Annotated in this window: 13 protein-coding genes; 7 read left to right on the top strand and 6 right to left on the bottom strand. The window is 68.4% G+C overall.

The features are described 5' to 3' along the window. Positions 1 to 97 precede the first annotated feature (97 nt). The 7 genes from whiA (at position 98) to ASF68_RS01045 (ending at position 5,958) form a co-directional block, all read left to right on the top strand. Complete coding sequence (whiA, locus tag ASF68_RS01075) at positions 98 to 1,075, top strand: DNA-binding protein WhiA (RefSeq protein ID WP_056005675.1); 978 nt, start codon at positions 98 to 100, stop codon at positions 1,073 to 1,075. A 157-nt stretch (positions 1,076 to 1,232) separates the two neighbouring features. After that, on the top strand, positions 1,233 to 1,859 hold the full coding sequence (locus ASF68_RS01070; RefSeq protein WP_056005672.1) for a superoxide dismutase: 627 nt from the start codon (positions 1,233 to 1,235) through the stop codon (positions 1,857 to 1,859). 122 nt (positions 1,860 to 1,981) lie between these two features. Next, the gene (gene gap, locus ASF68_RS01065) at positions 1,982 to 2,989 is read left to right on the top strand and encodes a type I glyceraldehyde-3-phosphate dehydrogenase (RefSeq protein WP_056005669.1); all 1,008 of its coding nucleotides are present in this window, start codon (positions 1,982 to 1,984) and stop codon (positions 2,987 to 2,989) included. A 135-nt stretch (positions 2,990 to 3,124) separates the two neighbouring features. Next, the gene (pgk, locus tag ASF68_RS01060; protein ID WP_056005666.1) at positions 3,125 to 4,342 is read left to right on the top strand and encodes a phosphoglycerate kinase; all 1,218 of its coding nucleotides are present in this window, start codon (positions 3,125 to 3,127) and stop codon (positions 4,340 to 4,342) included. Continuing rightward, positions 4,330 to 5,133 (top strand): triose-phosphate isomerase, encoded by an 804-nt coding sequence (gene tpiA / locus ASF68_RS01055; protein WP_056005663.1) that lies wholly within the window; start codon positions 4,330 to 4,332, stop codon positions 5,131 to 5,133. The genes pgk and tpiA overlap by 13 nt, the downstream gene beginning before the upstream one ends. Positions 5,134 to 5,267: 134 nt before the next feature. After that, positions 5,268 to 5,516, top strand: coding sequence for a preprotein translocase subunit SecG (secG, locus tag ASF68_RS01050; RefSeq protein ID WP_056005661.1), 249 nt, complete (start codon positions 5,268 to 5,270; stop codon positions 5,514 to 5,516). Positions 5,517 to 5,595: 79 nt separating this feature from the next. Next, complete coding sequence (locus ASF68_RS01045; RefSeq protein WP_056005659.1) at positions 5,596 to 5,958, top strand: RNA polymerase-binding protein RbpA; 363 nt, start codon at positions 5,596 to 5,598, stop codon at positions 5,956 to 5,958. 87 nt (positions 5,959 to 6,045) lie between these two features. Here ASF68_RS01045 and pgl read toward each other — a convergent pair whose 3' ends face one another. The 6 genes from pgl to tkt are packed head-to-tail and all read right to left on the bottom strand — an operon-like array spanning position 6,046 to position 14,195. Further along, positions 6,046 to 6,834 carry a 6-phosphogluconolactonase gene (gene pgl, locus ASF68_RS01040; RefSeq protein WP_056005657.1) on the bottom strand — a complete coding sequence of 263 codons (789 nt, stop codon included), beginning with the start codon at positions 6,832 to 6,834 and terminating at the stop codon, positions 6,046 to 6,048. Then, positions 6,834 to 7,796, bottom strand: coding sequence for a glucose-6-phosphate dehydrogenase assembly protein OpcA (locus ASF68_RS01035; protein WP_056005654.1), 963 nt, complete (start codon positions 7,794 to 7,796; stop codon positions 6,834 to 6,836). Before ASF68_RS01035 ends, pgl begins: the two co-directional genes overlap by 1 nt. Further along, positions 7,793 to 9,337 (bottom strand): glucose-6-phosphate dehydrogenase, encoded by a 1,545-nt coding sequence (gene zwf / locus ASF68_RS01030; RefSeq protein WP_056005651.1) that lies wholly within the window; start codon positions 9,335 to 9,337, stop codon positions 7,793 to 7,795. The genes ASF68_RS01035 and zwf overlap by 4 nt, the downstream gene beginning before the upstream one ends. A 23-nt stretch (positions 9,338 to 9,360) precedes the next feature. Next, a complete protein-coding gene (locus tag ASF68_RS01025) occupies positions 9,361 to 10,974 on the bottom strand; it encodes a glucose-6-phosphate isomerase (RefSeq protein ID WP_056005648.1) in 1,614 nt (537 codons plus the stop codon). Continuing rightward, positions 10,971 to 12,080 (bottom strand): transaldolase, encoded by a 1,110-nt coding sequence (gene tal, locus ASF68_RS01020; protein ID WP_056005645.1) that lies wholly within the window; start codon positions 12,078 to 12,080, stop codon positions 10,971 to 10,973. The genes ASF68_RS01025 and tal overlap by 4 nt, the downstream gene beginning before the upstream one ends. Before the next feature lie 24 nt (positions 12,081 to 12,104). After that, positions 12,105 to 14,195 carry a transketolase gene (gene tkt / locus ASF68_RS01015; protein ID WP_056005642.1) on the bottom strand — a complete coding sequence of 697 codons (2,091 nt, stop codon included), beginning with the start codon at positions 14,193 to 14,195 and terminating at the stop codon, positions 12,105 to 12,107. Positions 14,196 to 14,511: the final 316 nt, after the last annotated feature.

Below are 14,511 nucleotides of genomic sequence, written 5' to 3'. Positions count from 1 at the left end.
GAGCCCATGCGATCCGGGTGCACCACGCCCCCGGATCGAGAACATGCAGGATCGCCGCCGCACTCCGACGGCGCGATCACGACAGATAGGAACCACCGTGGCCCTCACCGCCGACGTCAAGAACGAACTGGCGCTCGTCCGCGAGACCCGCAACTCGGTCCGTGCGGCCGAACTCGCCTCGCTCCTCCGCTTCTCCGGCGGACTGCACACGATCTCCGGACGGGTGGCCATCGAGGCGGAACTCGACAGCCCGACCCTCGCGCAACGCGTGCGGCGTGACATCGGCGAACTGTACGGGATCCGCAGCGAGATCCTCGTGCAGAACCCCGGCAGCTCCGGTAAGCCGACCCTCTTTGTGGTGCGGGTCATCGAGGGGGGCGAGACCCTGGCGCGCCAGACAGGACTCCTGGACGCCCGCCGTCGCGCGGTGCGTGGGCTCCCCAACCGACTGACCACCGGCTCGCGCGATGAGCTCTCCGCCGTCTGGCGCGGTGCGTTCCTCGCGACGGGTTCGCTCACGGATCCGGGCCGCTCCGCCTCGCTCGACGTCGTGTGCCCGGGGAACGAGTCGGCCATGGCCCTCGTCGGCGCGGCGGGTCGGATCGGCGTCCCGGCGAAGGCCAGGGAGGTCCGTGGCATCCACCGGGTCGTGATCCGTGAGGGCGACGCGATCAGCGGCATGCTCTCGCTCATGGGCGCCACCGGCACCGTCACGTCCTGGGAGGAGATGCGTCAACGCAAGGAGGTCCGCGCGACCGCGAACCGCCTGGTCAACTTCGACGATGCCAACCTCCGTCGTTCCGCACAGGCCGCCGTCGCCGCGTGCGCGCGGGTCGAGCGAGCGCTCGAGATCCTCGGTGACGAGGTCCCCGAGCACCTGCAGTACGCCGGTGCGCTCCGCCTCGACCACCGCGAGGCCAGCCTGGACGAGCTGGGGCACTTCGCGGATCCGCCCATGACCAAGGACGCCATCGCGGGCCGCATCCGTCGGCTGCTCGCCATGGCCGACAAGCACGCGAGCGATCTCGGCATCCCCGGCACCGACGCCAACCTCCCGGCGGACTACGAGGACTGATCCCGCCTGTCGCTCGACGCCGACGACGTATCGTCGCGGTTCGTCATCCTGGGAACAAGCCCCGTCTCGCCGTGGTTGCCGCTCGCTAGACTGGGCCGTGACGCTCAGAGCCGTGTGCAGACAGCGCACGGGACAACACGAGGAGATCACACAGAACATGGCTGTTTACTCACTGCCCGAATTGCCGTACGACTACACCGCGCTCGAGCCGCACATCAGTGCGACCATCACGGAGCTCCACCACGACAAGCACCACGCCACCTACGTGGCCGGTGCGAACACGGCCCTCGAGAAGCTCGAAGAGGCGCGCGACGCCAACGACTTCACGAACGTCAACAAGCTGGAGAAGGACCTCGCGTTCAACCTCGGCGGCCACGTCAACCACACCATCTGGTGGAACAACCTCTCCCCGGACGGCGGCGACAAGCCGACGGGTGAGCTCGAGTCGGCGGTCGACGAGTACTTCGGCAGCTTCGACAAGTTCCAGGCCCACTTCACCGCGGCCGCGCTCGGCGTCCAGGGCTCCGGTTGGGCTGCGCTCACCTGGGACACCCTCGGTCAGCGCATCAACATCCAGCAGTTCTTCGACCAGCAGGGCAACTTCCCGGCCGGCACCGTCCCGCTGCTGCTGCTCGACGTGTGGGAGCACGCGTACTACCTGGACTACAAGAACGTCCGCGCCGACTACGTGAAGGCGTTCTGGAACATCGTCAACTGGGCAGACGTCCAGGCACGCTTCGAGGTCGCGCGCAAGCAGACCAACGGCCTGCTGGTACTGTCGTAGTAGACCGGTCCGTCCCGGTCCCTGGGGCCGGGACGGACCACTTCCTCCTCAGTCGAGGAGGCGCTCACTCCGAGCAGACCGTACAATCGCGCCGTCTGGCGCCTCAGTATCAGGAGTCATCTGTGTCCGTCAAGATCGGCATCAACGGCTTCGGCCGCATCGGCCGCAACTTCTTCCGCGCCGCCCTCGCCAAGGGCAGCGACCTCGAGATCGTCGCAGTCAACGACCTCACCGACAACAAGGCGCTCGCCCACCTCCTGAAGTACGACTCCATCACGGGTCGTCTGGACGCCACGGTCGAGCTCGACGGCGACAAGATCATCGTCAACGGCAAGCCCATCATCGTCCTCGCCGAGCGCGACCCCGCCGACCTCCCCTGGGGCGAGCTGGGTGTCGACATCGTCATCGAGTCGACCGGCCGCTTCACGAAGTCCGACGACGCGCGCAAGCACATCACCGCCGGCGCCAAGAAGGTCCTCGTCTCCGCTCCCGCCACCGGTAGCGACGTCGCGACCATCGTCCTCGGCGTGAACGAGGGCACCTACGACGCCGCGACGCACGACATCATCTCCAACGCGTCCTGCACCACGAACTGCCTCGCGCCGCTCGCCAAGGTGCTGCTCGACAACTTCGGCATCGAGCGTGGCCTCATGACCACGGTCCACGCCTACACCGCCGACCAGAACCTGCAGGACGGCCCGCACAGCGACCTCCGTCGTGCACGCGCTGCGGCCGTCAACATCATCCCGACGTCGACCGGTGCAGCCAAGGCACTCGGCCTCGTCATCCCGGAGCTCGTCGGCAAGCTCGACGGCTACGCTCTGCGCGTTCCGGTCCCGACCGGTTCCATCACGGACCTCACGGTCGAGCTGACCAACCCGGCCACGGTCGAGGAGATCAACGCGGCCTACAAGACCGCCGCAGAGGGTCCGCTCAAGGGCATCCTCAAGTACACCGAGGACCCGATCGTCTCGAGCGACATCGTGACCGACCCGCACTCCTCGATCTTCGACGCCGGCCTCACCAAGGTCATCGGCACGCAGGTCAAGGTCGCCTCCTGGTACGACAACGAGTGGGGTTACTCCAACCGCCTCGTCGACCTCACCGAGTACGTCGCGGACCGCCTCTAACCAACGGCTGTCTGACCACCTCCTCACCAGAGCAGCCAGACACCGCATGGTCCGAACGGGCGTCCTGAACCAGCTTCAGGGCGCCCGTTCGGCTTCCTCGGCGGCCGTCGGCTCAGTGCAAGAAAGACCTTCTCCATGACCCTTCGCACCCTCGACTCGCTCGGAGCCCTCGGCGGCCGTCGTGCTGTCGTCCGCCTCGACCTGAACGTCCCGCTCAAGGACGGCGTCATCACCGACGACGGACGCATCCGCGCGGCGCTCCCCACCCTGAACGCGCTCATCAACCAGGGCGCTCGCGTCGTCATCGTCTCGCACCTCGGACGCCCCGACGGATCGCCGGACGCGAAGTACAGCCTCGCCCCCGTCGCTCAGCGCCTGTCGGAGCTCCTCGGCAAGCCGGTGACCTTCGCTGCCGACACCGTCGGAAGCGCCGCGAGCGATGCCGTCGCCGCCCAGACCGACGGCGACGTCGTGCTGCTCGAGAACCTGCGGTTCAACTCGGCCGAGACCAGTAAGGACGCCGGTGAGCGCGAGGCGTTCGCCGCGAAGCTCGCCGCATTCGGCGATGTGGTCGTCTCAGACGGCTTCGGCGTCGTGCACCGCAAGCAGGCGAGCGTGTACGAACTCGCGAAGCTCCTCCCGAGCGCAGCGGGTCTGCTCATCTCCACCGAACTCGAAGTCCTCGATCGCCTGACCGAAACCCCCGAGCGGCCGTACACGGTCGTGCTCGGCGGCTCGAAGGTGTCCGACAAGCTGGGCGTCATCGGCCACCTGCTCCCTCGCGTCGACTCCTTGCTCATCGGCGGGGGCATGCTCTTCACCTTCCTGGCGGCACAGGGCCACTCGGTCGGTTCGAGCCTGCTCGAGGCCGACCAGATCGACACGGTCCGCGGCTACCTCGCGAAGGCGGAGGAACTCGGCGTCACCATCGTGCTGCCGACGGACGTGGTCGTCGCGGCCGGGTTCAGCGCCGACGCCGAACACGTCGTCCGCCCGGCTGACCGCATCGAGGACACCCCGTTCGGCGCGAAGGGTCTGGGACTCGACATCGGACCCGACACCGCCAAGGCGTTCGCCGAGATCGTGGCCGGATCGAAGACGGTGTTCTGGAACGGTCCGATGGGCGTGTTCGAGCTGGCCCCCTTCGCCGCCGGCACTCGCGCGGTCGCGGAAGCACTCACCCGCACGGACGGCCTCAGCGTCGTCGGTGGCGGTGACTCGGCCGCAGCGGTCCGCGCGCTCGGCTTCGATGATGACCAGTTCGGTCACATCTCAACTGGTGGCGGCGCAAGCCTCGAGTTCCTCGAGGGCAAGCGTCTGCCTGGACTGGAGGTCCTCGGATGGCAGCAGTAACCCACGGGCGCACGCGTGTGCCCCTCATCGCCGGCAACTGGAAGCTCAACCTGGATCACCTCCAGGCCATCGCCCTCGTCCAGAAGCTCGACTGGACGCTGAAGGACGGCAAGCACGACTACGCCGACGCCGAGGTCGCGATCTTCCCCCCGTTCACCGATCTCCGCTCCGTCCAGACGATCGTCGCAGCCGACAAGCTCAAGCTCGCCTACGGTGCTCAGGACCTCTCCCAGCACGACTCGGGCGCCTACACCGGCGAGATCTCCGGCGCGTTCCTCGCAAAGCTCGATTGCGCGTACGTCCTCGTCGGCCACTCCGAACGTCGGACGCTCCACAATGAGACCGACGAGGTCGTCCAGGCCAAGACGGCTGCCGCCGTGCGACACGGTCTCGTCCCCGTCATCTGCATCGGTGAGACGGCCGAAGACCTCGAACAGCACGGCCCCTCCGCGGTCCCCGTCGCGCAGCTCCGCGCGGCGATCGACGGACTCGGTCGCGATGCCGACATCGTCGTGGCGTACGAGCCGGTCTGGGCCATCGGGTCCGGACAGGCGGCGACGCCCGACCAGGCGCAGCAGGTCGCGGCAGCACTGCGCAGCACGCTCGCCGAGGTCCTCGGAGACGAGGCCGCACAGCGCACGCGCATCCTGTACGGCGGCTCCGTGAAGGCGTCGAACATCGCCGGTTTCATGCGCGAGCCCGACGTCGACGGCGCGCTCGTCGGCGGCGCGAGTCTGCTCGCGGAGGAGTTCGCCGGTATCGCCCGGTTCTCGCAGCACGTCGGTCTGTGACGGGCTCCGACACCTGACACGCCAGGACGGCTCGGTCCGCGGCACCAGCCGCGGGCCGAGCCGTGTCCGTTTCATCGTCGAGGTATACTGGACGGCGGTTCAGCCCCTCTGAACGCGAATGCGAAAGGTCTCACGTGGAGATTCTCCAGGTCATCCTGCAGGTGCTGCTCGGCATCACCAGCCTCCTGCTCACCTTCCTGATCCTGCTGCACAAGGGCCGCGGCGGCGGACTCTCCGACATGTTCGGCGGCGGGTCCTCCAGCAACCTCGGCTCCTCCGGCGTCGCTGAACGCAACCTGAACCGCTTCACCGTCATCCTCGGCCTCACCTGGGGCGCCTGCATCGTCGTGATCGGGCTGCTGACGAAGTTCGCCGCCGCGTAGTCGGCCGCGACGCCCGCCAGCGGGCCGCACTCCACCACACATCCGACCGCTCTCGACAGCACGAGAAAGAGAACACACCATGGCATCAGGCGGAAGCGCAATCAGGGGATCACGCGTCGGCGCTGGTCCCATGGGCGAACAGGACCACGGCTACCACGCGGACCGCATCGCCATCTCCTACTGGGACGCCCTCGGCAACGAGACGATCCGTCACTTCGCGGCGAACGTCCCCGACGAGGAGATCCCGGAGACGATCGACTGCCCGACCTCCGGCCTCCCTGCCGGACGAGACAAGGCGAACCCGCCCGAGGTCGCGAAGCTGGAGCCCTACAAGACCCACCTCGCGTACGTGAAGGAGCGTCGCACCGAGGCCGAGGCCGAGGAGTTGCTCGAAGAAGCGCTGCAGCAGCTTCGCGCACGCCGCGGCACCGTGTCGAAGTAGCGTCGACCACCAGGACCACGAAGAAAGGCCGTTCCCCGAGGGGAACGGCCTTTCTTCGTGGTCCTGTCGACGCGCCCGCTGTGCTGTCTAGTACTCCGGCAGGATCAACGAGTCGGGGACCTCGGCGGCGGCCTCCTGGTCGACGAAGAAGACCGTCCGTTTCCGACCCTTTGCCCCGGCGGCAGGAACCTCGTTGTAGCTCGCGCCGGCGAGGGCGAGCCCCAAGGCGGAGGCCTTGTCGGTCCCGGCGAGGACGAGCCAGACCCTGACAGACGAGTTGATCGCCGGACGCGTGAGGCTCAACCGCTCGGCCGGCGGCTTGGGGGAGTTCCGGACCGGGACGACCGAGGTGTCCGTCACCGAGACCTCCGCACGTTCCGGGAAGAGCGATGCGATGTGGCCGTCGGGGCCGACCCCGAGGAAGGTGATGTCGAACCGGGGATGGGATTCTCCGGGCTTCGCGAACCGACGGAGCTCGTCCGCGTACCGGACCGCAGCCGTATCGAGGTCGATCCCGTCCTCCGGCGCCGGGTAGCCGTGCACGTGCTCCGCGACGAGAGCGCGCTCGGGGAGGGCCAGCAGGCTGTCGAGGAGCGCCTCCCGAGCCTGCAGCTCGTTCCGATCGGCATCGTCGCGCGCGACCCACCGTTCGTCTCCCCACCAGAGGTGTACCCGGGACCAGTCGACCCGGTCGCGATCCTTCGACACGGCGACCGCCGCGAGCGTGCCGGTCCCGACCGTTCCGCCGGTGAGGACCACGTGCACGGTGTCCTGGGACTCGAGGAGTTCGCGGGTACGGGACAGGAACCGTTTGGCGACCGAGGTCGTCAGCTGGTCGCGGTCCTGATAGACGAGGACGCGTCGCTCGGTCGGCATCAGCTCGTCCGAGCGCGCAGCGTGACGGGCTCGCCGAGTCCGGGGAGGCCGACGGTGATGACCTGGCCGTACAGCACGTCCGGGTCGAGCGTCCGCAGCTCCTCCGCGAGGCAGTCGCGCAGACTACGACGGGGGAGGGACAGGTCGTGCGTCGGCTGACCGGGCTGGATGAGCGTCGCGATGTCCGGCACGGGGCGCTCGAGGACGACGTTGCCGGAGGCGCGCGTCAGTCGGACCCCGTGGATGCCACTGGAGCCGTGGGCCATGCTGAGCTCGTGGGTGACGTCGACCTGCAGCTGGAGCTGCAGCCACGCTGCCAGGAGTTCGGTCGACGGCGAGTCGGAGGCACCGGACACCTCGATTGCCGTGACCGGCTCGTACGGAGGCTGGTCCAACACGGCAGCGAGCTGCGCGCGCCACAGGGTGAGTCGGGTCCAGGCGAAGTCGGTGTCGCCCGGGGCATAGTTGGCCGCACGGCCGCGCAGGGCGGCGTGGGTGTCCGCCGCCGCGGACGCGTCGGTGATGCGACGCTGGGCGATGCGGCCGATCGGGGAGGTCGAGACGCGCTCCGGCGCCTCACCCGGCCACCAGGCCACGACGGGGGCGTCGGGCAGCAGCAGACCGGTGACGAGGCTCTCCTCGTTCTCGGCCACCGCACCGTAGGCGCGGAGGATGACGACCTCGCTCGCGCCTGCGTCGCCGCCGACGCGGATCTGGGCGTCGAGCCGGTCTCCGATCGAGGAGTCGTTGTCGTCGTGCTCCGTGGAGAGGACGATGACGCGCATCGGGTGCTCGCGCGAGGCCTCGTTCGCGGCCTCGATGGCCTCCTCCTCCGCGCCGAGGCGCGTGGAGATGACCAGGGTGAGCACGCGACCGAGGGCGACCGCGCCGCCATCCTCGCGGATGGTGACGAGCGCCTTCGACAGCTTGCTGGTGGTGGTGTCTGGCAGGTCTACGATCATGGTCGTCTCCAGGTGCGTCCGTCGCGGGTCATGAGGTCGTCGGCGGAGGACGGCCCCCAGGTGCCGGGAGCGTACTGCTCGAGCGGCTGGTCCTGTGCCGCCCAGTACTCCTCGATGGGGTCGAGGATCTTCCAGGAGAGCTCGACCTCCTCGTGACGGGGGAAGAGCGGGGGGTCGCCCAGGAGGACGTCGAGGATGAGTCGTTCGTATGCTTCGGGGCTCGCCTCGGTGAAGGCGTGTCCGTACCCGAAGTCCATGGTCACGTCGCGGACCTGGGTTCCGGCCCCTGGAACCTTCGAGCCGAAACGGATCGTGACACCCTCGTCGGGCTGGACCCGGATGACGAGCGCGTTCTGCCCGAGCGCCGAGGTCTGGCTCTCGGCGAACAGGTACTGCGGAGCGCGCTTGAACACGACGGCGATCTCCGTGACACGACGCCCGAGGCGCTTGCCTGCACGGAGGTAGAACGGCACGCCGGCCCATCGTCGCGTGTTGATGTCGAGACGCATGGCCGCGTAGGTCTCCGTCGTCGAGGCGGGGTTCATCCCGTCCTCGTCGAGGAAGCCGAGCACATGCTCACCGCCCTGCCAGCCACCGGCGTACTGCCCACGGGCGGTCGCCGCGCCGAGGTCGTCCGGCAGGCGGACGGCCGCGAGGACCTTCTCCTTCTCCGCACGGAGATCCGAGGCGTTGAAGGAGATGGGCTCCTCCATGGCCGTGAGCGCGAGGAGCTGCAGCAGGTGGTTCTGGATGACGTCGCGCGCAGCGCCGATGCCGTCGTAGTACCCGGCACGACCCCCGACGCCGATGTCCTCGGCCATGGTGATCTGGACGTGGTCGACGTAGTTGGCGTTCCAGATGGGCTCGTACAACTGGTTGGCGAACCGGAGCGCCAGGATGTTCTGGACGGTCTCCTTGCCGAGGTAGTGGTCGATCCGGAAGATCGAATCCGACGGGAACACGGACTGCACGATGTCGTTCAGCTCGCGAGCCGTCTTCAGGTCACTCCCGAAGGGCTTCTCGATGACGACACGACGCCACTGCCCGTCCGCGGGCTCCGCGAGGCCGGATCGACGCAACTGCTCGGTCACCTGGGGGAAGGCCTTCGGGGGGATCGACAGGTAGAACGCGTGGTTGCCCATCGTTCCGCGATCCGCGTCCAGCTCCTCGATGGTGGCCTTCAGCTTCTCGAAGGCCGCGTCGTCCCCGAACTCGCCGGGGACGAAGCGGATGCCCTGCGCGAGCTGATTCCAGACGTCCTCACGGAACTCCGTTCGGGCGTACTGCTTCACCGAGTCGTGGACGACCTCCATGAAGTCCTGGTCCTCCCAGTCCCGTCGGGCGAACCCGACGAGCGAGAACCCTGGGGGCAGCAGCCCCCGGTTCGCGAGGTCGTACACGGCCGGCATCAACTTCTTGCGGGACAGGTCGCCTGTCACACCGAAGATGATGAGGCCGCTCGGACCGGCGATCCGATTGAGGCGCCGATCGGAGTCAACCCGCAGCGGGTTGGACTCCGGGGTGATTTCCACCGGGGACATGAAGCTCCTTGTGCAGTGACGCGTTAGTCGTTGACGGCGTCGAAGAGGGTGACGATGTTCTGGTCCGGCGACGTGAGGGTCAACGTGAGGACCGGACGACCGTGCTCGGCGAGGACGCGGGCGTCGCCACCCGCCTGGGCCTCGATGAGCTGGCCGAAGGTGAACGGTCGTTCCGGGATCTCCAGGTCGACGGGCGCCGTCTCGGTGATCTGCAGGAACACGCCGTTCGCCGGGCCGCCCTTGTGGTACTGACCCGTCGAGTGCAGGAAGCGCGGACCCCAACCGAAGGTGGTGGGGCGACCGGCCTGCGCCGCGACGAGGTCGCGGATGCTCTCGAGCTGGGGCGAGGCGAGGCGGTCGACGTAGCCCTGGATCGCGACGTAGCCGTCCTCCGGGAGCCTTGCGAGCAGTGCCTCGACGGCACCGGACAGGGTGGTCACACCATCCAGGAGGTCGGTCGTCCCGCGGACCTCGATACCGTCGGCGACGAAGGCGGGTGCCTCAGGCTCCGGGCGGTTGTCGAGCAGCCCGCGCGTGGCGACCTTCGCCGACTCGACGTCGGGCTGATCGAACGGGTCGATGCCGATGAGGCGGCCAGCGATCACGGTGGCGTACTCCCACACGAGCATCATCGCGCCCAGGCTGCCGCTCACGAGGATCTCGCCCTCGTGACGGTCGCGGGGGAGCAGGTGGAACTCGTGGGCGTCGTCGACGATCCGCACGATCTGCAGATCGGACGGCTTCGACTCCAACTCGGGTGCGAGCGGGTTGAGCACGACCGGCAGGAGTCCGCGACCGGACTTGCCGGTGGATTCTGCGATGAGCTGCTCGGCCCAGTCGGGGAAACCGACGATGTGCGTGCCGTCGGTGATGAGTCCGACCTTGTCGCGCAGCGGGACGGTACCGCCGAGCGCCGCACCGAGGATGAGCCCCGGGTTCGACGCGTCGTCGATGGCCAGCTCACCGAGCACGGCGTCGGCTTCGTCGAGCAGCGCACCGATGTCGACCCCGGCGAGACCGGAGGGGACGAGACCGAACGCGGTGAGCGCGCTGTAGCGGCCGCCCACGTTCGGGTCGGCGTTGAAGACGCGGTAACCCGCCTCGTTCGCCGCCGCCTCGAGCGGCGAGCCCGGGTCGGTGACGATGACGATCCGACCGGCGGGGTCGATGCCGGCCGCCGTGAACGCAGCCTCGTAGGCACGTCGCTGGCTGTCGGTCTCCACCGTGGAGCCGGACTTCGAGGAGACGACGAGCACGGAGGTCTCGAGGCGGTCCGCGAGAGCCGAGAGCACCTGACCGGGTGCGGTCGAGTCGAGCACCGTCAGGTGGCCCCCGAGGGTGCCCGTGATGACCTCGGGTGCGAGGGAGGATCCGCCCATGCCCGCGAGGACGATGTGGTCGACACCCTGGTCGTTGAACTGCTCGCGCAGAGCGAGGATCGGCTCGACGAGCGGGCGGGAGACGGAGACCGCCTGCACCCAGCCGAGGCGCTTGGACGCCTCGGCCTCGGCTGCAGGACCCCACAGGGTGGGGTCCTGGTCGGTGATCCGCGATGCGACGAGGTCGCTGACGAGCGTCGGGACGACCGACGCGACGGCGGCCTCGGCCGCACCGCTCACGTGGATCTTGAAGCTCACTTGGAGGCCTCCAGCGCCGTCTTCACCGTCTCGAGCAACTCGTTCCAGGAGACGATGAACTTCTCGACGCCCTCGCGTTCGAGGAGCTCGGTCACCTCGTCGTAGGACACACCCTGCGCGGCGATCGCGTCGAGGACCTCGTTGGCCGCTGCGTAGGAGCCGGTGACGGTGTCACCGGTGATGACGCCGTGGTCGAAGGTCGCCTCGAGCGTCTTCTCCGGCATGGTGTTGACGACACCGTCGGCGACGAGCTCGGTCACGTAGAGCGTGTCGGGGAGGTCGGCGGACTTGACGCCCGTCGAGGCCCAGAGCGGACGCTGCTTGTTGGCGCCGGCCTCGAGGAGGGCGGTGGCCCGCTCGCTCGCGAACTCCTGCTCGAAGACCTGGTAGGCCAGCTGGGCGTTGGCGACGCCGGCCTTGCTCTTCAGCGCGATCGCTTCGGGGGTGCCGACGGCTTCGAGACGCTTGTCGATCTCCGTGTCGACGCGCGACACGAAGAAGGAGGCGACCGAGTGGATCGTCGAGAGGTCGTGCCCAGCCGCCTTGGCCTGCTCGAGACCGGTCAGGAAGGCGTTGATCACCTCGCGGTAGCGCGTGAGGCTGAAGATCAGGGTGACGTTGACGCTGATGCCGGCGCCGATGACCGCGGTGATGGCCTCGAGGCCTTCGACGGTCGCGGGGATCTTGATCATCGCGTTGGGCTGGTTGACCTTGGTCCAGAGGGCCTTGGCCTGCTCGATCGTGGCAGCGGCGTCGTGGGCGAAGCCCGGCTCGACCTCGATCGAGACCCGGCCGTCGTACCCGCCGGAGGCGTCGTAGACGCCACGGAAGATCTTCGAGGCGGACGCGACGTCGTCGGTGGTGATCTCGAAGACCGCCTCCGTGACGTCCTTGCCTGCTGCGGCCAGCTGGGCGACCTGCTCGGCGTAGACGTCGCCGTTGCTGAGCGCCGAGGCGAAGATGGTCGGGTTCGTGGTGACGCCGACGACGTTGCGGTCGGCGATGAGCTGCTCGAGGCCACCGGACTGGATGCGTCCGCGGGAGAGGTCGTCGAGCCAGATGCTGACGCCGGCGGCGGACAGCTGGGCGGTTGGGGTTTCAGTCATGTTCTTCTGTCTCCTTCGCCCGGGCTACTTGCCGAGCGTCTCGTGTGCTGCGGAGACGACTGCCTCCGTGGTGATGCCGAACTCACGGAACAGCGTCTTGTAGTCGGCGGAGGCACCGAAGTGCTCGATCGACACGGTGCGGCCGGCGTCGCCGACGATGCTCTTCCAGGTCAGGCCGAGACCCGCCTCGACGGAGACGCGCGCGGTGACGGCCTTCGGCAGGACGGACTCGCGGTACTCGGCGGACTGCTCCTCGAACCACTCGAGCGCGGGGACCGAGACGACGCGGGCGTTGACGCCCTCGCCGCGGAGGACCTCGCGGGCCTCGACGGCGAGCTGGAGCTCGGAACCCGTCGCGATGAGGATGACGTCGGGCGTGCCGTTCGGCGCCTCGGCGAGCACGTAGGCGCCCTTGGAGACGTTGGACGCGGCGGCGAAGGTCTCGCCGGACGCGTCGCCCGTGCCTCGCTCGAACACCGGGATGTTCTGACGGGTCAGCGCGATGCCGGTGGGGCCGCCGCGGCGCTTGAGGATCTCCAGCCAGGCGTAGGCGACTTCGTTCGCGTCACCCGGTCGCACGACGGCGAGGTTCGGGATGGCACGGAGCGAGGCGAGCTGCTCGATCGGCTGGTGCGTCGGGCCGTCCTCACCCAGGGCGACGGAGTCGTGGGTCCACACGAAGATGGACGGCACGTTCATGAGCGCGGCCAGACGGACGGCCGGACGCATGTAGTCGCTGAAGATGAGGAAGGTGCCACCGAACGCGCGGGTGGGTCCGTGGAGGACGATGCCGTTGAGGATGGCGGCCATCGCGTGCTCACGGATACCGAAGTGCAGGACGCGTCCGTACGGGTTGCCGGTCCACTCGTGGGTGGAGTGCTCGCTCGGGATGAAGGACGCACCGCCCTCGATCGTGGTGTTGTTCGACTCGGCGAGGTCGGCCGAGCCGCCCCAGAGTTCGGGGATGACCGGGCCGAGGGCGTTGAGCACCTTGCCGGAAGCGGCGCGCGTGGAGACGTCCTTGCCTGCCTCGAAGACGGGCAGTGCGGACTCGACGCCCTCGGGGAGCTCGCCGGTCTCGAGACGCGAGAGCAGCGCAGCACGCTCGGGGTTGGCCGCGGCCCAGGCGTCGAACGCCTGCTGCCACTCGGCACGGGCCTCGGCACCACGGTCGATCGCCTTGCGGGTGTGCTCGATGACCTCGTCGGCGACGACGAAGCTCTGCTCGGGGTCGAACCCGAGGACCTCCTTGACGGCGGCGAGTTCCTCGGCACCCAGTGCGGAGCCGTGGATCTTGCCCGTGTTCTGCTTCTTGGGAGCCGGCCAGCCGATGATCGTCTTGAGGATGATCAGCGACGGCTTCTCGGTCTCGGCCTTGGCTGCCTCGATCGCGTCGTTCAGCGCGTGGACGTCTTCGACGTACTCGCCGGTCTGCTTCCAGTCGACGACCTGGACGTGCCAGTGGTACGCCTCGTAGCGAGCCTTGACGTCCTCGGTGAAGGCGATGTTGGTGTCGTCCTCGATCGAGATCTGGTTGGAGTCGTAGATCGCGATGAGGTTGCCGAGCTGCTGGTGGCCGGCGAGCGAGGAGGCCTCGCTCGTCACACCCTCCTGCAGGTCGCCGTCACCCGCGATGACGTAGACGAAGTGGTCGAAGGGGCTCGTGCCGGCGTCTGCTTCGGGGTCGAACAGGCCGCGCTCGAAACGGGACGCGTAGGCGAAGCCGACGGCGGATGCGAGGCCCTGGCCGAGCGGACCGGTGGTGATCTCGACACCCTTGGTGTGCCCGTACTCCGGGTGGCCGGGCGTCAGCGAACCCCAGGTGCGGAGCGCCTCGAGGTCGGAGAGTTCGAGGCCGTAGCCACCGAGGTAGAGCTGGACGTACTGCGTCAGCGAGCTGTGCCCGACCGACAGCACGAAGCGGTCGCGCCCGAGCCAGTCCTGGTCCTTCGGGTCGCGGCGCATGACCTTCTGGAACAGGAGGTATGCGGCGGGGGCGAGACTCATCGCCGTCCCCGGGTGGCCGTTGCCGACCTTCTCGACCGCGTCGGCGGCGAGGATGCGCGCCGTGTCGACCGCTTTGCTGTCAATGCTTTCCCACTGCAGATCTGCCACTGAATACTGACCCTTCTCATCGGAACAGGAGGCCGACGAGCGGTCGAGCCTTCTTCTGTACGTTCGCGGCCCACGTCGTCTTCGGCGTCCGAGCACACGACACCGCTCTTCGAACTGGGTGAAGGGGGCGCACGCGTGCACAGTGGCTGGCGAGCACTTCCCAGCATAGCGACAGACCGCAGCTGTCGGTCGATGTTCGACCAGCGCGAACACGGGTGGACTTTCGACGTCACAGAGCTTGCCGACGAGCCTGCCGGCGGTGAGCCGCGCGCAGCGCCCTCGCGGAGTACGGTGCGCCTCGCCGGTGTCGTAGAAT

Source organism: Plantibacter sp. Leaf314 (assembly GCF_001423185.1).
Taxonomy (GTDB): domain Bacteria; phylum Actinomycetota; class Actinomycetes; order Actinomycetales; family Microbacteriaceae; genus Plantibacter.
This window is presented reverse-complemented; position numbering and strand designations above follow the sequence as displayed.